The sequence below is a fragment of the Mycolicibacterium fallax genome (genome assembly GCF_010726955.1).
Classification (GTDB): Bacteria; Actinomycetota; Actinomycetes; order Mycobacteriales; family Mycobacteriaceae; genus Mycobacterium; species Mycobacterium fallax.
Genome location: NZ_AP022603.1, coordinates 3,218,259 through 3,235,403, shown reverse-complemented (window position 1 = coordinate 3,235,403; position 17,145 = coordinate 3,218,259). Strand labels below are relative to the sequence as shown.

Here is a 17,145-nt window from a genome sequence, read left to right as displayed (position 1 = left end):
TTGAGGCGTCGTTAACACGGGCGGGCTGCGCTGTTCCGCTTGTGGTCGCGCTGCAACCAGCGAGGAGAGTTACTGAAAGTGCCGCTGCGGCAACGTATCTGAATCTCATACCTTCTCCGATGCGGGGGGCTTCGGGGCTGCATCGCGCTCGTCAATCTCTGTCATCAGCGCGGCAACGGCGCTGTACAGCTCCGCTGTGGTCATCTTCTTGACCCCCTTGTCGGGCTCGGGGTCGGTGGGCTGATCGGCGGCAATGATCTTGGTGTGGCTGGTCGTCGGCTTGCTCCCCGCACCGATAGGGGCTGGTGCTCCGCCAACCGGTGCCGCTCCAGGGGCTGCGCTCGGAGCCGCTGCCGTAGGCGCTGTAGGTGCGCTGCTGCTGCTGGACAAGCTGGTGCTCGGAGACGACACCGTGCTGGACGGCATCGGCGCATGAGCGGGAACAGGTGTCGCAACGGGCGCTGCGCCAACGAGGCTAATCGGATCGCTGCCGTCTACCTTGGTCTCCCGCTGCGTGTGGGATGGGGTCGGTGCGGGGCGGTATGCCTGCTGCTGTGCGGGCGCTGCGGTAGCCGTGCTGGACGGGGTTGCCATCACGGGCGGCGGCTGTGCCTGTGGCGTGTAGGTGGGCTGCTGTCCAACGTTCGGGTTCGGATACACCTTCGGACTCGCGGCGCTGCCGGTATCCGATGAGCTAGACGACAGCTCGGTGCGCGGTGGTGCATCCATCACGATGCGGGGAGCGCTATCACTGGCGTTCGGGCTTGGCTGCGCGGGCGGGGACGTGTCGCCATCGGCGCGCTGCGGGCTCGGAGTCGGTGAGGTGGTGTCGGTCGGGGACGGTTCGGTGGTGGGATCGCCCTGCATTCCAGGGTCGTCTTCGTCCTCGTCTTCATCCCCGCCCTGCATTCCAGGGTCGTCTTCATCCTCATCCTCATCGGACTCGGGATCGGTGGTCTCATCCTCGGCGCTACAGGTGTCATCGGTGATGTCGGGGAGGTCGAGCTTGTCGAGCGCTGCCTGTGTGTCCGCACACGCCAGCTCCAGCGCGCGTACAGCCGCATCCCGCTCGTCTTTCAGACGGAGGTATTCCTTTTCCAGCGCGGGCGCGTTCGGAAGGTCACTGTTCTTCGCCAGCGCGGCGGCTGCCTTCGCCTGGAGCACCTCGTTTTCGGTGGGAGCCGCCTCGTAGTTGGCGGCGGCGATCTGCTGAGCTTCCAGGACAGGCACCATGGCCCCCGCTGCGGTGGACAGTTTCTCTACCCACACCTGCTCTTGCTGAGCCCGTTGAGCTCCCGCGTCGGCGGGCGCTCCCTGCCAGGCATCACCGTCGAGTGCGGGAGTCCAGGGACTGTCGGTCAGCTCGGAAAGGGAGCTGTCCCATCCACTGAACAGCTCCAGGTGCGCGTCGGTGCGCTGCATCAGACTTCCCCTCCTTCGCCGCGCTGGTGAGGCGCTGCGTTGTCCTCATTGTGCCTCGGTGCGGGGAGGGTGCCGTGCGCCAGTTCCTTACGGCGCTGCGCGATGCGCTGAGACACGTAAGACTGAGTGATGCCGAGCGCCTGTGCCAGATGGGTCTGCGGGACGCCCTGCTCGTACAACGCGGCGGTGAGGTCGTCACGCTCACGGCGGGCGGCGGCGGCGCATTCTTCCGCCCGTATAGCGCGACGCTGAGCTGCGCGCAATTCCCGATAAGGAATTGAAATAGCTGCGGTCATAAAATAACTATAACACCAGTTATGTTGAAATTGGAGGCAATTAGTGTTACTAGTTCATTATCAATTTTCAGGTACGCGAATACGGAGAAATTGATAATACGGGATTAGCGCTCACGGATACGTTCAACCTCAGGGAATCCGCCCCCACGTTGCCCCCAGTCGTATAGTTCAGGGTCTTTACTGCCAATGGACCTGCACCACCACACCTTCGTGTATTGCGTGTCGGTTCGCGGCTCATCTATAACGGTCACATCCCCGCCACCACTTATAGTCGCAGGACGCCACCGCAGTTCGCCAGTGTGGACATTCCTCTGCTGGACGATCCCAAAAAGGTCTAACCCCTCGACATACTCGGCTATGTCGGTAAGCGTGGGTCTCGTCCACATCTCAATCCCGCTCGGCTGCGGCGGGAGGACAACACGAACAATCTCCCATTGAGGTTCGGCTGCCTCTGTCACTCGCTCATCAAGGATTCCCATGCGCCGCGACGCTACAGGTGGGGGAAGCTGACGCGCCGTGGACACGCGGCGTGGGACGAAAACAGGTAGTGACTACCTCTAGGACGGCTCGTAGGGCAGGGGTGGGGTGTTGGTGCCCAGGGGGCTTGTGGGTGGTTCGTAGGGCTTGTGTGGGCTGTCCGGCCACTGCCCCGTGGAATTGCCCGTAGGGCTTGTCCCAGGGGTCTATGGGTGGGATCACGCGGCGGTTTTAGCGCAGCGTTGGTGGGTGGTTTTCAAGACGTTGTTAATATGGCGCGAGACTCGCGAGACGCGCGAGACTGTTTTTCGGGGTGTGTGGGGGCGCGGCGGGGCTCTCTTCAGAATGAGCGCGGCGGGTGTCAAAATTCAGCATTTCCGCAGCTCAGAGTATATATATTAATAATAAAAAATCATCACTTCACGTTATGAAGAGAGCTGCGGACTCACTCTCGCGAAAAGCGGTCTCGCGAGTCTCGCGAGTCTCGCGCGATATTAACAAGCTCCTCGGTGTCTCTAGGCTGCGGACATTAGAGAAGCCAGTTCCTCGGTTCCTCGGTTCCTCGGTTCCTCGGTTCCTCGGTTCCTATAGGACGCGGCGGACATTAGTGAGTGAAGCTGATCGGTGTCTCTAGGCGGCGGATATAAGCCATTCAGCCATTCACGCATGTGACCTTCGTCACACTAATAGATAAACGGTGTGCGCTGCGCTGATTACAGCCAATAACGGAATTCAACGCGTTCTTTGGTGAATTTGCTATCTGACCTGCATCTTCTCCAATTCACCACTTCGCGGGCTCCGAAAAATACTTCTGACCTGTGTTTATGTGGCATTAACACCCTCTGTGAATGGTAATAAATTTCGTTGCTAGCTGGGAACTGAAAAGCGCAAATACGAGTTAGGCTATATACAGACGCACAAATGCAGCTAGAAAGGCGACAAGAAATGACAACCGTCACTCTCGAGTTTCCCGTACCGATTCAGGGCGAACTCCCCGAGAAGGTGGGCGTTACCTGGATAGCCGACCTCTTCGGATTGACTCGACGCGGCGTAATTACTGCCGTGGAATCGGGCAGGCTTCCCGCTCTGAAGGTGGGAAACACTTGGGCTATTGACCCACGCGACGCGCTCCGTTTGTGGGGCTGGCGACTGACGACGAGAACCAAGTAATAGACAACAAAAAACCGCCCCCGCTTTGGTAGGCACCGGGACGGTTTTTCGGAAGGAACTAATTGTGACTATATCACCAAATTCGGATACCGCAATAAGCGCTCCCGCTGACCCTCGGTTGCAGACGCACTCCTACATGAAGCCGTCCACACCCAAGTTTCAGTCCATTAACGAAGGCTTGCCCCTTAATAAGCTCGCTGACGACGAGCTGTATTCCGAAGTCATGGAGTGCGGCGTCCCCCTTATCTCCATCATCGAGCTGGTGGCGCGCGGGTACCAGAAAGGCAACCCTGTCGCGCTGCTGAGCAAGGCGCTCGGTGTGGGGTGCTGTGATGCATCGAAGGTGTCGGTGGGCACGGGAGTCAGCGGGCGGGCTATTCCCCTGAACCTGATGGTGTGCCTCGTGGGCGCATCGGGGCTCGGTAAGGGCGTCACCCTCGATGCTCCGATGGTCACCGCCAACCCCCTGGGCGGGTACCGCGCGCACACCCCCGCATCGGGAGAGGCGCTTATCAACGCTTTCTTTGAGACCGTCCCCGCCGCTGACGGTAAGGGAAGCGAAACCGTTCGCCACGATGAGCCTGTCTGGGCTAACTGGGGGGAAATTGATCAGTTGGCCGCGAAGAGCGCGAACGCAAACTCGACCCTCGATGCGACCATGCGGTCACTGTTCACTGGCGAGAACGCGGGCGATGAGTCCATCACCCGTTTGAAGTCCGGATTCGGATGCAAGGTCGAAGCGGGAACCTACCGCTTCGTGATGTTCGTGGGAGCGCAGCCTGATCACGCTGGTGTGCTCTTGGAGGACGCTACTGGTGGCACCTTGCAGCGGCTGTTGTGGTTCCCCTTGCCTGACGTGGACGCACCAGACACCTCACCCGCTATCCGTGGGTACAAACGCAAAGTCGAGAAGGCGCTCGGCGTACCCGCCATGAGTCTTCAGCTTCAGGCACCGACGCTCGTTGTGTGGGGTCCGACCAACGGGCTCACCGTGGACGATGAAGTCCTCCAGGAGCTCGAAGTGCGGCGCGCTCGCGTCTTGAAGGGAAAGTTGGGCAACCCGCTCGACGCACACGCCGACAACCTCTGTGTCCGTCTCGCCGCGATCTTCGCGGGATGGCGGGCTGGACTCGGGAACCCCGCCGTCATCGACCGTGAGGCTTGGTGGTGGGCGGAGTGCCTTCTGGAATACAGCCGCCGCGCCCGCGCCTACTGCATCATCTCGGCAGACAAGAAGAAGATGGCGGAGGCACGCGACAAGGGCATCCTGGACGGCGAGCGGTGGCTTGCCCGTGAGGGATTCCTGGAGAAGGCTTCCGACGCCGCGCAGCAGGCGGCACTGGATCGTGTGTTGGAAATTCTGAAGACCGACAAGTGGAAAGTCGGATCTCGGACACCGCAATTCGGAGCGCTGCCGAGCGACATAGCTCGGAACATGCCCGCAAAGCAACGCAAGCAAACCCAGAGCTTCATCGACGTTCATGTCGCCGCAGGGGACATCACCGCCACTACCGATCCCGCTGGGAAGACCCGTTATTGGGTAGCGGACGGTGCTACGGGCATCGACGCCTACACAGGCTCATAACTGTCAGTCCAAAAACAAGAAGTAAGGAAGAAAGAAAATGGCAATTCCACACACTCCCGAGCTTGCGGGGGCTACCGCCCGCTACGTCCTCTCGCCTGAAGAGGAGGACTCCAACAACTACGACATTCGCCGCCCTGTCATCGCTTGGGACAAACTCGGACGCCCTCTTGTGATGTGTGGCGACCGTCTGACAGTCGCATCCGAAGCGGAGTTCGAACGCTTCCGTAAGTACGTGAGCATCTCACCCGCTGTTGATGTGGAGGAAGCCGTCACCGATGTGTTTCGGGACTGGCTCGAAAGCAAGTGCTGGCAGATCGCATATGTGGATTTTGAACGCGTGATCCGCGATTCGACAAAAGAAGCCATCACCGAGTTTTTGACCAAGAGCAGGAGCGCCGCCAACCCCGAGCAGTCCCCGTAGCAACCCAACAACCCAAGTAAGGAGAGAGCAGACCATGAGCACCACACCAACCGTCGAGGACGCCGCCGCGATCATCCTCTGGAACTGCGTCACTCACCATCCACGGAGCTATTCCCCTCGGATGATCACGGCTATCCCGAGCACCGTCCGCACCGCCGCGCTGAAGCTCGGTATGCAGAAGAACTGGTGGGTCTACACCGACACCGAGGATGTCGTGCTGAACCTCCCCAACACCCTCGTCACCAACGCTGCGGGCATCCTGTCCAAGTTCACCGACCGAGCCGCTGTCGTCCCCGTCACCGACCTCGACCCCGCCGCGCTGAAGTTCCTCACCGACACTCACCTCCTGGTGGTGGATGGTGGTGTAGCCCGTTGTGGGATCGGATGGTGGACACCTAAGTCAGCACCCGCACCCGTTCCGACCCCTGGGCAAACAGCCCCTGGGATTGAACGTGTGCAGCCGCAGCCCCGCCCGTATGACCAGATGGACGAGGGCTTGCACGCTCCCGTTGCATACCGCAAGCCACAAGCCCCTGGGACAAGCCCTACGGCATTCCAAGGGGCAGTGGCCGGCGGCAGTATCACCGCCGATCCCGCCCTCCTCCAACGGGCTGTTGCAGCGTTGGAGATGCTCGCTGACCAAGCGGGGAGCCCGATGATCCCCATCACCCCCGTAGGCGACTCGCCCGTGCTCGATTGCGCTCGCGAGTTGGCGGTTTTGATGAGTGTCTTGCAGCCCGCTACCCGTCACGTTTTGCGTGAGCGGGTACGCAGCCGCCTTCGTCAGCACACCAGCGCTGCGCTGGAGATGGGCGTGTCGAAGGGAGCGTTCACCCTCGTCGGCAGCCCTGTACGGGGAGGGGAATACAGCTTGTCCGATCCCGAAGTTTTGGGCATGGACTGGAGTGTTGTGCGCAGCTTGGCATCAGGTAGGAAACCAGCTCGCGCGTTAGTCAGTACGTCGAGCTAGCTTCATCGCACGTTTGCTAGATAGATCAGGAGAGAGAAATGAACGGAACAGCATCACCCCCGAAGAAGAAGTTGTCGAAGGCTGACCGTGAAGCTGAACAGCTTCACGTCACCGTAGAGCTGGACGCCGAGCGCGACCGAGCGCACGCTCGCAAGATCATGCTGCTGGGCATCGCTGCGGGGCTGCTGTTGACCGTGGCGGGCAACGTCACGGCGACCATCCCCTCGGCAGCTGGACGTGTGCTGAGCATCATCGTCTTCAGCCTCGCGCCTGTGATGGCAGCGTGGGCGCTGCACATTATCTACACCCTGTCGTCCGTGGGAGCCGTCACTCGCGCGAACGTGGTTCGGTTGCGTAACAGCCCCTGGTTGTTCCGTGTGGCTGTGATGGTTGGCGCTGCGGTGTTCGGTGTTTCGCTCGGTGTCTCCTATGAGCACCTACGGGCAGTGGCGATCATGGGCGGTATGTCTGGATGGGCGTCCTACGCTTTCCCCGCGACCATCGACGCCGTACTCCTGGTATGCACCGCCGCGTGGTTCGCGCTCCGTCCCGCATCTGACGCTGACCTTCGTACCGCACGTTCAGCAGCGTCACCGCAGGTAGTTGCGGCTGACCGTGTGAACGACCGTGTGGTTGACTGTCCGACCGCCCGTGTGAACGACCGTCCTGTGACCGTTTCCGCACCTATGAACGACCGTGTGAACGACCGTCCCGTGACCGTTCCTCATGTGGCTGCGACCGCGCCTGTGAACGATCCTGTGAACGATCCTGTGACTGACCGTGTGACCGATGAGCACCTGACCGAGGCACGGGCGCTGCTGAAGCGCACGGGCAAGCGCACCCCCGCCGCGACCGTGGCTGAGGTTCTCCGTCAGCTGGACGATGACACCCCTGTGCTCGCCATCGCCTCGACGCTGGGCATGGGCGAGCGCACCGTTCGTCAGATCCGTGACTCACGGCATTCGGAAGCTCACCGTGAGCTGGTAGCCGTCTAACGGCACCATCCCTGATCAGAAAACCCCGTTGCGACTCTCTCCCGCAGCGGGGTTTTCTCTTGCCCGCATCCCGTTACAGCGGCACCCTTACAAGGACGATTGTCCCCGTTTGTCCCCGTAACAGAACCGTATGTGTTTTGGGTGTTCTGACCTGTGCAAACCCGCCTATAGACACACTCACACCGCTAATTCTCATATCCTATTTTCGTTACGGGGATTGTTACAAGGACACTATTAATCCTTATTAGCTATCACCATTCCGCAGCCCAATTGTGTTAATGAGTGGATAACACCATATGTGCTGATAGGAGGTGGTTTTGATAGGAGAATGGGATAGGGAAAAGAAGTGCAAAAGAAGTTTTGCTAGCTACTGGACATTATTTGGAAATGGATGCTACCATTCTACTAATTGGTTATTTAATGCTTTACAGCGGCATTCACTACGTTCAGCCGCCGCTAATTGAGCATTAATTTACAGCCAATCGACACGGAGCATCGCTCCCGTTACGAGAACGGCGCTCCCCCTATATAGAGGAGCACCAAAATGACAACCACACCAACCCCGACCCCGAGCCCTGTTTTTGTAGAGGACAGGGGATTTCCAACCTATGAGGTGATGGAACCCATCCCCGAGGGCGGCGGAACCCTGACCCATCAGCCTGGAGCAGAAGAGACCGTCTGCAACGACACGCTTCCGTCCATCCTGATCCCCGCTGATCATCCCGACCCGAACAGCGTCATCGAGCAGATCATGGAGAAGAGCTTCCGTGACGCACTCGCGCAGCCCGATCCTGGCTTCCCGTGGGAGACCGTAGGGGTGACCGCCGCCGCGACCCTCGTCCTGGTGGCTGTCGGTTTCGCTGGATATCGGTTCGTTCAGTCCCGCCGCGATGCGTCACGTCCCGCACACACCATCACAGGGGATGAGTCCTGATGAGCATCCCCGCCGCTGTCGCAGCAGGCGCGGCGCTGGTCTGTTTCGTGGGCGGCACCTTCGCGGGCGACACCGTGTGCAAACCAGCCCCGAAGGTGGAGCAGACCGACACCCGCAGCCTGCTGGACAAGATCGTGGACGGCACGGATGGTCTGGTACTGGATGAGCTGAAACCCCTGGAGACCCGCGCACCGAAGCCGTCCAGTCCCGCATCCCCGTCAACCTTCGATGTGAAGAGGGCAGCGAGCGCTTCGTTCGGCGACACCAACAGTGCCTACAAGAGCTGCAACGTCGCCCTCGGTAGAACAGCGATGCTGACCCAAGCGGAAAGCTCATGCCTCATCAACACGGGCAGCTTCACGGCAGCGGGCACCCCGCCCGTGGGATCGGTGAAGCCTGGTGTTGTTCCCAACAGCAAGGGCGAGGTTTGCAGCGAAGCGCGACCGATGTGGTTCTGGGGATTCATCCCGTTCGGACTGCTTTCGGTTGTGCTTCTCATCGGCGGTATGGGACGCCGCGAGGACACCTACACCAGCAGCCCCGAGTTTGCTGGCGACCCCGATTTGCCCGACGCACCAGCAGCTCCGAGCTTCGATGCTGGCGTTGCTGGTGGGCAACAGCAGCCCGCGACGGGCACGACGACACCGCCGCGTCCGACCCCTGGCGCGTCATTTGACGCCTTCGATGATGAGGATTTTTAGAGATGAACAACCACGGAAACTACGACCCCGCATACATGCAGCAGCCCGTGAACCCGACGAGTGATTACGACGAGCTGGTTGCCGAGATACAGCGACTGGATGAGGCGTCTGAGCAGAAGGGGATGCAAGCCTTGATCACCATCGGCGCAAGCATCGTTTTCGGCATTGTGATGGTGGTTATCGACCGTCCGATAAGCCTGGTGATCGCAGCTTTTGGCATCGGCATGGGCGTGTGGCTGGCGCGCGAGGGCGGGGAGTTGAGCAACGCGGCGGACGAGCTGCGCTCGCAGCTCCCAGCTACACCGCCAAGCGCGCACACGGAATACGTCACCCTTCCTGACGGCAGGGTTATCCCCCGTGATCGGTACGAGGACATCGCTTCCCGTAACCCATCAACCCCTGGGAATGCCCCGAATGGGCAGTCCCAGGGGAATGTGAACAACTCGTTCGATGACATATCTGACGAGGATGGATTCTGACGATGGGATTCATCGGTAGGTGGTTGGAAGACCCAGCAGACCGTCGCTGGAGGTACAGGCAGGACTACAGGGATCACGCTGCTGATCGGCGCGAAGCTCGGCGCGCCGCTGACCGAGCGTTAGACCGTGAGCAGCGGGCAGCAGCCGCCGCCGTCACCGCACGGCAGCGGGAAAACCAGCAGCTCATCCGTGGGTATCAGGATCAGGAAAAGAGCTGGTATTCAGCGCCGCGCACGGAATATGTCGGTGGCAACAACGCCGCGCTGAAGCCGATGCGAGTGTCGCATCACGCCGCTCCGTTGCCCCTTGCGTTCCTCCCTCATCCCGAGTCCCCCGACCAGAAGGCGGTGGTGTTCGGACCCGGTTTCATGCGATCCCGAAACGGTGACCTCATGCGGGATGAAACCTGGCGCGAAAAGGCTAGGGAGACCCTGGCTGTCTGGACGGATATCAAAAAGAGGTACCTCAATGTGCTGTCGCGCCTACGTGACGAGACCTGGTGGCGGGAGTTAACCATCGCAGCGGGACTCACTCACGCGACTACGACCGATGAGCCGTGGACGGGGCAATATGCAAGTGGGACTAGGAAGCTGACGACGGTTTCTGTACCGAGGATTTCCCGTGTGCAGGTTGCCGAAGATGGACTTCGGTTGACGGTGGAGCTGGACGTTAATGTGCCGCCGAAGCGGTGGCAGGCATCGGTGGACACCCTCCGAGCCGGCTTCAAAGCAGCGGGGATGTCAGCGGGAAACCTTCGTGTTGGAGAGACGAGTTCAGGAGCGCCGCTGTTGATTTTCGATGACGCACCGAGCGCTTTCCCCGCCGCTGTTTGCCTTGAACCGCCGCGTGAGATTGTGGCGTCAGCCCAACAGGCATCGAAGCGTTACGAGGGGGCTTGCTGGATGCTCGGACTGGACTCACGGGGTAAAACCGTGAAGTACCCATTAGACGATTTCCCACACGTGCTGGTGGCTGGTGGAACCGGCGCGGGAAAGAGTGTGTGGGCACGCAGCATCATCGAGATGTTCCGCACGGGTTACCGCGACCCTGACACGGGCAAAGACACCGCTGGCGGATTCACCGCGTTCATCAGCAGCGGTAAACCTTCCGACTTCGCAACGCTTCACACCGCACCCGGTGTGGCAATGGTGGCGCGCGACGCAGCGCAAACAGCCGTCATGGTTCGAACCGTGAGGGAAGAGGTGGAGCGGAGATTCGAAGCCGCGACGGAGGCGAAGCTGAACGGCGACGGACGCGCGTTCGACTTCCCGCCGATCCTGTTGCTGTTGGATGAGTGGGGCGCGACAAGCATCACGTTGGGAGCTGCCTACAAGAGCGCCGCGCCGTTCGAGTCCGACGTTGACCTGATCTTGCGCCTGGCGCGTGAAGCCCGAGCACACGTGGCGCTGCTGTCGCAAACCATCAGGAAAACAGGCGCTGGCGCTGTTCCGGGTAGCTGGCAAGCGAACCTCGGACTGACCGTTTCTCTTGGGCAGCCCGAAGCGGAAACCCTCAACAACCCTGGCGTTTTCAACACCGCGACTCGCGCCCGCGCCGAGGTGTTGGGCAGCAGGATTGCGGGCAAAAAAGGGCGAGGCATGGTGACCACAGGCAGCGACCTCATTGAATTTCAGTCCGTCTACACATGGAGCCCTGGCACCACAAGCCTCGACCCCGACGCCGACCGTAAAGTGCGTCCCCCGACCGATGAGGTACGCAGCCTATGGGAGCAGTGGGAGCCCGTCAGCGCCGCGACACGAGCACTCATGCCCCGCTTGGGCATCCGAGCCGAGGACGAGTTCTGGGCGACGGGCGACGATGGGAAGAAGCCCGATTTGGATCAGGTAGCAGCGACACCGACTGTCCCGCTCACTGATCGTGACGGGGATGTGCTTCCTGGAATGGAGCGGTTCGACCCGTGGAGCCCGAGCTTCGTTGGGAAGCGCAGCGTTTCACGCGGCGGTGTCATGGAATTCGATACACCATCAGCCCCATCGAGCAGCCCCGATGCGCCTACGGCGCACACTTCTAGGGATTCCCAGGGGCAAGCTGAAAAGCCGCGTCTCACCCCCGAGCAGGTACGTGAAGAAGCTATCCGACTCGGCTACCTGAAGCCTGATGATGAAACCCCCGCAGCGGCACCGGAAACACCGGAAACGGATAAGCCAAAGAGAAGAAGAATGGAAGGTTTTGAATAACCATGTTGACCGACTACGACAACCCCCGCGTCATCGGAATCGACGTGACGAGCAGCATGATTCACTTAGCTGTCATCCACAGCGCCGCGCCCGATACCGTTGATGGCTACAGCTTTTCAGTGACTACGCAGCCACCGTACAGCCTCTATAACACGCATCATCACGTATCGGCGGCGGTGTCCCAAGTGGTTAAGCAGATCACCGAGAACGGCACGCTTCCCGCGTTAGCCGTGTGCAGCAAATTCATGTGGAGAGACATGAAGACCGACCCATCCGCAGCCCGTCGCGCTGCGGTACACACGATGTTGCTGGCAGAGCTTCATCGACTAAGAGTGCCCGTCACCGAGTTCCCCCTTCCCACGGCGCTGCGCTGGGCAACGGGATCAGGAGCTGGAAAAGCTGGTGGAATGCTGCCCGAACTGGACGAGGAAGCCCGTACGAGGCTCACCATGAATGTCCAAGGGACACACGACAAATACCGTGTGTCTACGGCGATACTGGCAGCGATTGGAGCGATGAGCATCGGTATGGAGCTGAGCGGTTTCAAAACCACCGATGCGCGGCTGTCGGTGGCAGCGGGGTATGAGTCACCGAAGAGTCGCAAGCGGGATAACCGCAGCATCAACTGGACTTCCCGCCGTGTCCCACCCCGCAGCGTTGATGAGTGGTCGAAGAGGCACGAGGACATAGCTGGCTGGTTGCGGCAGGGGGACGAGAAAGCAGCGCTCAACACCGAGGGCGCAGCGTAATCCCACTGACCTAGACACCCGTAAGCCCCTGGGACTGACCACATAGTCTTTCCCAGGGGCTTACGCATATCCCTAGTCCCACAACAACATTCAGCGGGAGGGACATGATACATGCAGGTCAGATTGGGTTTTTGGGTTGGTGTGGGGTGTATGAGTTATGCCCCTGGGACTGACTAGAGAGGTATTTCCCAGGGGCATAGGCAGCGCAGCGGCATCCTGTTAACCGTCCCTGAACACCGTCCCGCAGCGTGTGGCTGTCCGGCCCCTGGAACAGAGAAACCCCCCGTCCGATATGGACGAGGGGCTCTCCGTTGTTGCAGGGGCTGATCAGGACGCTATCTCGTACTCGATTCCCGCAGCGTCCAGCACCATCGCCGTGTGCAGGCACCGTGTGCAGAGGTGCCGATGAGCGGCAGCGGTGCTGGACGACAACGCGGCGTCGAAGCTGTTGGGCTCGGGCTCGGCTGCTTGCGCCATGCCCTTCTCTTTCCCCTTGGGCTGTTCAGCTTTCCCCTTGGGCTGGAGGCGGGCGATGCGCCTGTCCATGACCTCGATGGACGCGGCGGATGCTCCCGTTCTCGTCATCAGATCGCGTTTAGTTATCGCGGCGGTGAGGGCTTTACTCATGCTCGGACACCGCCTCGATGACCTCGGCGGCGGCGACTACCGCAGCCTGGCGCTCATGAAGTGCCAGTTGCTCTTTCGTGAATTCATCGGACATTCTGTGTTACTCTTTCTCTTGATTCATTCTTTGGTTGAACCCCCGCTGCGAACGGGGTTTTCCCCTTTGTGGGGAAATTCTGTTGTTACGCGCTCACACCGCCGCGTGCGGTTTCCCTCATCTGATCCGATATCCACTGCTCCAGTTCGGCGGCGGGGTAGCGGACGGTGTGTCCGAGCGCGAAGCTCAGCGGTCCCGTGTTTCGGCTCCTCCAGTAGCTCAGCGTCTGGCGGCTGACCTTCAGACGTTGGGACACCTGGACGGGTGTCAAAAACTCAGCGTCAACGTCCACGGCGGGTGCCGCAGCGGTGTCGCTCTTCCTTCGTGCCATTCGGCACCTCCTCTAAGCTGGGATTATGCACGGTGCATTTATCCTTCACGATTAGTGTATCATAGTTAGTAGGAATTGGATACCTTGTACGCATCAGGTACGGTGAGAATTGTGGAAGCTGACGACAAAGCTCTGGGCGCGATCATCCGACGCCGCCGCGCAGCGGCTGGTATGTCTCAGAAGGACATGTCCGAGCGCCTGGGCTTGGCGCAGGTGGTGTACGGACGCATCGAGCTGGGCACACGAGCAGTTCGGGCAATCGAGCTACGCGACATCGCCACCGCGCTGGGACTGTCCGCTGATGAGTTGCTACGGGATATGGCTCCCGTGTCCCCTGAAGAGATGGTGACGCGAGCCGAAGCCCGCCGAGACGCGGCGTACGCAGCCCTACACGATTACGGACAGGGTTTCCTGGATGCTGTTGTGGCATTGGAGGAATCAGAGCATGGCGCGGCGGTGTCCGATGATGAGTTCCTGGACAACGCCGATGACCTGGTGGATTGGCTGAAGCGCAGCCAACCCGCCTTCATCGGACTGAAGGCGGACGCTGACCTCATCCCCGCTGTCAGGGAAGCCCTGACGAACACCGCCGCGTCCGTTGTCATCCATCCGACCAAGGGTGATCCTGATGAGTGATATAGCGCGCAAGCCTGGAGCCCGTGTCGAGGACACCTGGTACCGCAAGGACAAGCAGCCCAAGTCGCGCAACGGAACTGGCAAACGCTGGCGTGTCGTCGTCGTGAACCTGGACGGTGAACGTGCGGGCGGCGGCGGCTATTTCGAGCGGAAGGTGGACGCCGAGAACCATCGTGACGCGGTGAACGCGAAGCTGCTGCAGGGCGACTACGTGACCGAAAAAGCGGGACTGGTGACCGTGGAAGCGGTGTATGAGGACTGGCTGACCCAACAGGCTGGTATCGCTGACTCAACCCAAAACACCCGCGAAATCACTTGGGAGACCTGGGTGTCCCCGAAGTGGCGTAAGCGGGCAGTGCGGGACGTGAAGAAGAGCGCTGTCCGAACCTGGGTTACCGAGATGGTGGAGGATGGTGCGCGCGCGGCGACCATCGAGAACGCTGTCGGTGTACTTCGGATGGTGCTGGCTCTGGCAGTTGAGGATAAACGCCTGTCGGTGAACCCCGCTGTTGGTGTGAAACTCCCGCCGCGTGACCATCGACCCCGTGCGTATCTGACCCATGAGCAGGTCTGGGAGTTGGCAGCGACCATCGACCCCCGCTACCGCGTTCTCGTGTTGTTCCTTGCCTACACCGGGTTGCGGTTCGGTGAGGTGGCGGCGCTGGAGGTGCGAGACCTTGACTTTTTACGGCGGCGCATTGAGGTGAGGCAGCAGGTGACCGAGGTCAAGGGGCGGTTGGTGTGGACACCGACCAAGGGCAAGCGGCGTCGTTCGGTGCCGTTCCCGAAGTTCCTGGTGGATGATCTGTCGTTGTTGTGTGTGGACAAGAAGCGCGACGAACAGGTGTTCCAAGCGCCGAAGGGCGGAACCTTGCGTCTCAACTCCTGGCGGAAGCGGACGTGGAACACCGCTATCGACAGATTGCGGGATGTGGACGCCGAGGGTGTGGCACATGCGGACTTCCCCGTGGCGACCCCTCACGACATGAGGCACACCGCCGCATCTCTGGCTATCAGTGAGAACGCGAACGTGAAAGCGGTGCAGACGATGTTGGGACACAAGTCAGCGGCGCTCACGTTGGACACCTACTCCGACCTGTTCCCCGCCGACCTGGACGGTGTCGCCGCCGCGTTCGACCGCGCCGTGGCGAATATGCTTACCCCGTCTGAACAGCAGCGGGACGCTGGTACCCCGCCGTGTGTCTGAGTGTCACATGAGTGTCAGGAGCTTTATCACTCATTGGATGGATAGTACGAGACGGCTAACTGAAACCGTTCCTACCTGGTGTTTATACACAGTGTGTATAGAATACTTATCCGTAAAGTGCCAGGATAGCCTATAGTCCCGTTCGTTCGGGACGAAGAGGTCGTGGGTTCGAATCCCGCCACCCCGACTCGTGTGACTGCAGGTAGAAGGCCCTGACCGGGAATTCCGGTCGGGGCCTTCTTACTTCCCAGTCCGCAGCTGGTCCGCAGTGGCTGCCAGAGACCGCATTCGCGCGGCATCTAGTGCAACTGAAACTTGCTCCAGGTCGTCGGGGAACAGGTCGGCATACGTATCCAGGGTCAAGACCGCAGAAGCGTGTCCCAGCATCGTCTGAACAGCCTTGACGTTGGCCCCGGCGCTGATCGACAAGGACGCTGCCGTATGACGAAGGTCGTGAGGCGTGACGGTGGGATACGCCGGGTCTGCTTCCTGAAGCCGTTGGACAGCCATGTTGAACACCCGCGGCCGCCACGTCGACACTCGCAACAATGCTCCGCCGGGTGACGTGAACACCAAATCGTCTCGTCGCTTGCCGATCATGATCGCGGCCAGCGGATCAGCAAGGAACGCAGGGAAGGGCACCGAGCGACGCTCGTGGGATTTGGGTGACGACCACACCACACGTCCCTTGACCTCGGCGACCGCCTCACGGATATTTACCCTCCGGCGGAGCATGTCGAAGGACTCCACCCGTAGCGCTGCCATCTCGCCCCAGCGCAGCCCGGTGTAGGCCAGGAATCGAACAACAACGGCGTACTCGCCGACCTCGCGGGCCAGAAGCTCCACCTGCTGGTGTGTCAGGTAGCCCCGCGCTCGGTGCTGTCGTCGCGGCGACTTCACTCCTGTGCACGGATTGCGGGGGATCCGTCGATCGTCGACGGCCATCTCCAAGATCTGCCTCAGGACGCTGAGCGCGTTCTCGATGGTGGCCGGTTTGGCTCCGCCCGCCGCCAATTGCTGCACCCACGCCCTGATATCCGACGATTGCACGTCGGCTACAGCGACCGCGGCCCACCGGCCTTCGACGTAGCCCGACCAGGCGAATGCGCGTGTCGCAACCGTCGTCTCCTTCAAATGACCCTGTGTGCCAAGCCATTTCCCATGCAGCTCACGGACGGTGATGCGCCCGGCTTTCGGCGCGACATAGGTGCCGATCGTCTGAGCGGCCGTGATCTCATTGAGAAAGGCCTGAGCGTCCACCTTGCGGTCGAACGAACGCGTGTTCTCCCCGCCTTGATCGTCGACGTAACGGGCCAACCAGCGGCGGCCCATACCGCTACGTGCGGTGGGGCTCCCGTCTGATCGACGCCACCGGTCCTCGACACCAGCCCGACGGTTTCGTCGCTGCAAGTCGACCACCTCCTCTACCGCCAGTTTCACACCGACCACCGACAGCCGACGAAAGCGTTCGGCTGAAGTCAATTTGTAGGCGAAGTTGAGGGTACTGGTGGACAAATGCAGGGCGCCACCACCACCGTTGGATTCGTTGACAGAACCCACCATTGAGGAGCAGCTACATGGATCTACTGAGCGCCAAACAGGTTTCGGACATCATCGGCGTCCCCGTTGGAACTCTCCGCTACTGGCGCCACTGCGATATCGGGCCGGCCAGTTTCACCTTGGGCCGCCGGGTCGTGTACCGGCGCGACGAGGTACTGCGATGGATCGCGGAACAAGAAACCGCGACCCGGCGGGGAGGCGGAGACGCCGCGTGAACCGCGCCCACGAAAAAGACCCCGGGGCCTAGCCGAGGTCTTTGTTCGAACCACCTGATCATCCGACACGGAAGTTCC

General features: G+C 60.7%; 17 protein-coding genes. 12 read left to right on the top strand and 5 right to left on the bottom strand.

Annotated features, from left to right (window positions below; all coding sequences use genetic code 11):
• Positions 1-105: 105 nt before the first annotated feature.
• Both G6N10_RS15440 and G6N10_RS15435 read right to left on the bottom strand, forming a co-directional pair.
• Positions 106-1,422, bottom strand: coding sequence for a hypothetical protein (locus G6N10_RS15440; RefSeq protein ID WP_109750472.1), 1,317 nt, complete (start codon positions 1,420-1,422; stop codon positions 106-108).
• Positions 1,422-1,718: a hypothetical protein gene (locus G6N10_RS15435; protein ID WP_133055116.1), complete on the bottom strand. Its 297-nt coding sequence runs from the start codon at positions 1,716-1,718 to the stop codon at positions 1,422-1,424. Before G6N10_RS15435 ends, G6N10_RS15440 begins: the two co-directional genes overlap by 1 nt.
• 1,783 nt (positions 1,719-3,501) lie before the next feature.
• Here G6N10_RS15435 and G6N10_RS15430 point away from each other — a divergent pair.
• The 9 genes from G6N10_RS15430 (at position 3,502) to G6N10_RS15390 (ending at position 12,397) form a co-directional block, all read left to right on the top strand.
• Positions 3,502-4,950 carry a hypothetical protein gene (locus tag G6N10_RS15430; protein ID WP_133055117.1) on the top strand — a complete coding sequence of 483 codons (1,449 nt, stop codon included), beginning with the start codon at positions 3,502-3,504 and terminating at the stop codon, positions 4,948-4,950.
• Between the two features lie 37 nt (positions 4,951-4,987).
• Positions 4,988-5,371, top strand: a complete 384-nt coding sequence (locus G6N10_RS15425) for a hypothetical protein (protein ID WP_133055118.1) — start codon at positions 4,988-4,990, stop codon at positions 5,369-5,371.
• Positions 5,372-5,405: 34 nt separating this feature from the next.
• On the top strand, positions 5,406-6,341 hold the full coding sequence (locus G6N10_RS15420; protein WP_133055119.1) for a hypothetical protein: 936 nt from the start codon (positions 5,406-5,408) through the stop codon (positions 6,339-6,341).
• A 38-nt stretch (positions 6,342-6,379) separates the two neighbouring features.
• Entirely contained in the window at positions 6,380-7,336 is a 957-nt protein-coding gene (locus G6N10_RS15415) for a DUF2637 domain-containing protein (protein ID WP_085095061.1), read from the top strand.
• Positions 7,337-7,952: 616 nt separating this feature from the next.
• On the top strand, positions 7,953-8,270 hold the full coding sequence (locus G6N10_RS15410) for a hypothetical protein (RefSeq protein WP_133055120.1): 318 nt from the start codon (positions 7,953-7,955) through the stop codon (positions 8,268-8,270).
• Positions 8,270-8,971 (top strand): hypothetical protein, encoded by a 702-nt coding sequence (locus G6N10_RS15405; RefSeq protein ID WP_133055121.1) that lies wholly within the window; start codon positions 8,270-8,272, stop codon positions 8,969-8,971. The genes G6N10_RS15410 and G6N10_RS15405 overlap by 1 nt, the downstream gene beginning before the upstream one ends.
• Before the next feature lie 2 nt (positions 8,972-8,973).
• Positions 8,974-9,450, top strand: a complete 477-nt coding sequence (locus G6N10_RS15400) for a hypothetical protein (protein ID WP_085095065.1) — start codon at positions 8,974-8,976, stop codon at positions 9,448-9,450.
• Between the two features lie 2 nt (positions 9,451-9,452).
• Positions 9,453-11,648 (top strand): cell division protein FtsK, encoded by a 2,196-nt coding sequence (locus G6N10_RS15395; RefSeq protein WP_133055122.1) that lies wholly within the window; start codon positions 9,453-9,455, stop codon positions 11,646-11,648.
• Between the two features lie 2 nt (positions 11,649-11,650).
• Positions 11,651-12,397, top strand: coding sequence for a hypothetical protein (locus G6N10_RS15390; protein WP_133055123.1), 747 nt, complete (start codon positions 11,651-11,653; stop codon positions 12,395-12,397).
• A 327-nt stretch (positions 12,398-12,724) separates the two neighbouring features.
• Here the strand turns inward: G6N10_RS15390 and G6N10_RS15385 are convergent, their stop codons facing one another.
• Positions 12,725-13,024 carry a hypothetical protein gene (locus G6N10_RS15385; protein ID WP_133055124.1) on the bottom strand — a complete coding sequence of 100 codons (300 nt, stop codon included), beginning with the start codon at positions 13,022-13,024 and terminating at the stop codon, positions 12,725-12,727.
• 179 nt (positions 13,025-13,203) lie between these two features.
• Positions 13,204-13,449, bottom strand: a complete 246-nt coding sequence (locus G6N10_RS15380; RefSeq protein ID WP_085095070.1) for a helix-turn-helix transcriptional regulator — start codon at positions 13,447-13,449, stop codon at positions 13,204-13,206.
• Positions 13,450-13,560: 111 nt separating this feature from the next.
• Here G6N10_RS15380 and G6N10_RS15375 point away from each other — a divergent pair, with 111 nt between their 5' ends.
• Together G6N10_RS15375 and G6N10_RS15370 are read left to right on the top strand one after the other, a co-directional pair.
• The gene (locus tag G6N10_RS15375) at positions 13,561-14,085 is read left to right on the top strand and encodes a helix-turn-helix domain-containing protein (protein WP_133055125.1); all 525 of its coding nucleotides are present in this window, start codon (positions 13,561-13,563) and stop codon (positions 14,083-14,085) included.
• Positions 14,078-15,292 carry a tyrosine-type recombinase/integrase gene (locus tag G6N10_RS15370; RefSeq protein WP_085095106.1) on the top strand — a complete coding sequence of 405 codons (1,215 nt, stop codon included), beginning with the start codon at positions 14,078-14,080 and terminating at the stop codon, positions 15,290-15,292. Before G6N10_RS15375 ends, G6N10_RS15370 begins: the two co-directional genes overlap by 8 nt.
• A 240-nt stretch (positions 15,293-15,532) precedes the next feature.
• On the opposite strand, the gene G6N10_RS15365 is transcribed toward G6N10_RS15370, so the two are convergent.
• The gene (locus G6N10_RS15365) at positions 15,533-16,855 is read right to left on the bottom strand and encodes a tyrosine-type recombinase/integrase (RefSeq protein ID WP_109749372.1); all 1,323 of its coding nucleotides are present in this window, start codon (positions 16,853-16,855) and stop codon (positions 15,533-15,535) included.
• A 14-nt stretch (positions 16,856-16,869) separates the two neighbouring features.
• Here G6N10_RS15365 and G6N10_RS15360 point away from each other — a divergent pair, with 14 nt between their 5' ends.
• Positions 16,870-17,067 (top strand): helix-turn-helix transcriptional regulator, encoded by a 198-nt coding sequence (locus G6N10_RS15360; protein WP_043985064.1) that lies wholly within the window; start codon positions 16,870-16,872, stop codon positions 17,065-17,067.
• The last annotated feature ends 78 nt before the right edge of the window (positions 17,068-17,145 follow it).

Excerpts from the sequence above, each read along its gene's own strand:
- G6N10_RS15390 (WP_133055123.1), top strand. The coding sequence starts at position 11,651 with ATGTTGACCGACTACGACAACCCCCGCGTCATCGGAATCGACGTGACG.
- G6N10_RS15405 (WP_133055121.1), top strand. The coding sequence starts at position 8,270 with ATGAGCATCCCCGCCGCTGTCGCAGCAGGCGCGGCGCTGGTCTGTTTC.
- G6N10_RS15395 (WP_133055122.1), top strand. The coding sequence starts at position 9,453 with ATGGGATTCATCGGTAGGTGGTTGGAAGACCCAGCAGACCGTCGCTGG.
- G6N10_RS15435 (WP_133055116.1), bottom strand. The coding sequence starts at position 1,718 with ATGACCGCAGCTATTTCAATTCCTTATCGGGAATTGCGCGCAGCTCAG.
- G6N10_RS15365 (WP_109749372.1), bottom strand. The coding sequence starts at position 16,855 with ATGGTGGGTTCTGTCAACGAATCCAACGGTGGTGGTGGCGCCCTGCAT.
- G6N10_RS15410 (WP_133055120.1), top strand. The coding sequence starts at position 7,953 with ATGGAACCCATCCCCGAGGGCGGCGGAACCCTGACCCATCAGCCTGGA.
- G6N10_RS15425 (WP_133055118.1), top strand. The coding sequence starts at position 4,988 with ATGGCAATTCCACACACTCCCGAGCTTGCGGGGGCTACCGCCCGCTAC.
- G6N10_RS15430 (WP_133055117.1), top strand. The coding sequence starts at position 3,502 with ATGAAGCCGTCCACACCCAAGTTTCAGTCCATTAACGAAGGCTTGCCC.
- G6N10_RS15420 (WP_133055119.1), top strand. The coding sequence starts at position 5,406 with ATGAGCACCACACCAACCGTCGAGGACGCCGCCGCGATCATCCTCTGG.
- G6N10_RS15415 (WP_085095061.1), top strand. The coding sequence starts at position 6,380 with ATGAACGGAACAGCATCACCCCCGAAGAAGAAGTTGTCGAAGGCTGAC.
- G6N10_RS15360 (WP_043985064.1), top strand. The coding sequence starts at position 16,870 with ATGGATCTACTGAGCGCCAAACAGGTTTCGGACATCATCGGCGTCCCC.
- G6N10_RS15400 (WP_085095065.1), top strand. The coding sequence starts at position 8,974 with ATGAACAACCACGGAAACTACGACCCCGCATACATGCAGCAGCCCGTG.
- G6N10_RS15370 (WP_085095106.1), top strand. The coding sequence starts at position 14,078 with ATGAGTGATATAGCGCGCAAGCCTGGAGCCCGTGTCGAGGACACCTGG.
- G6N10_RS15380 (WP_085095070.1), bottom strand. The coding sequence starts at position 13,449 with ATGGCACGAAGGAAGAGCGACACCGCTGCGGCACCCGCCGTGGACGTT.
- G6N10_RS15440 (WP_109750472.1), bottom strand. The coding sequence starts at position 1,422 with ATGCAGCGCACCGACGCGCACCTGGAGCTGTTCAGTGGATGGGACAGC.
- G6N10_RS15385 (WP_133055124.1), bottom strand. The coding sequence starts at position 13,024 with ATGAGTAAAGCCCTCACCGCCGCGATAACTAAACGCGATCTGATGACG.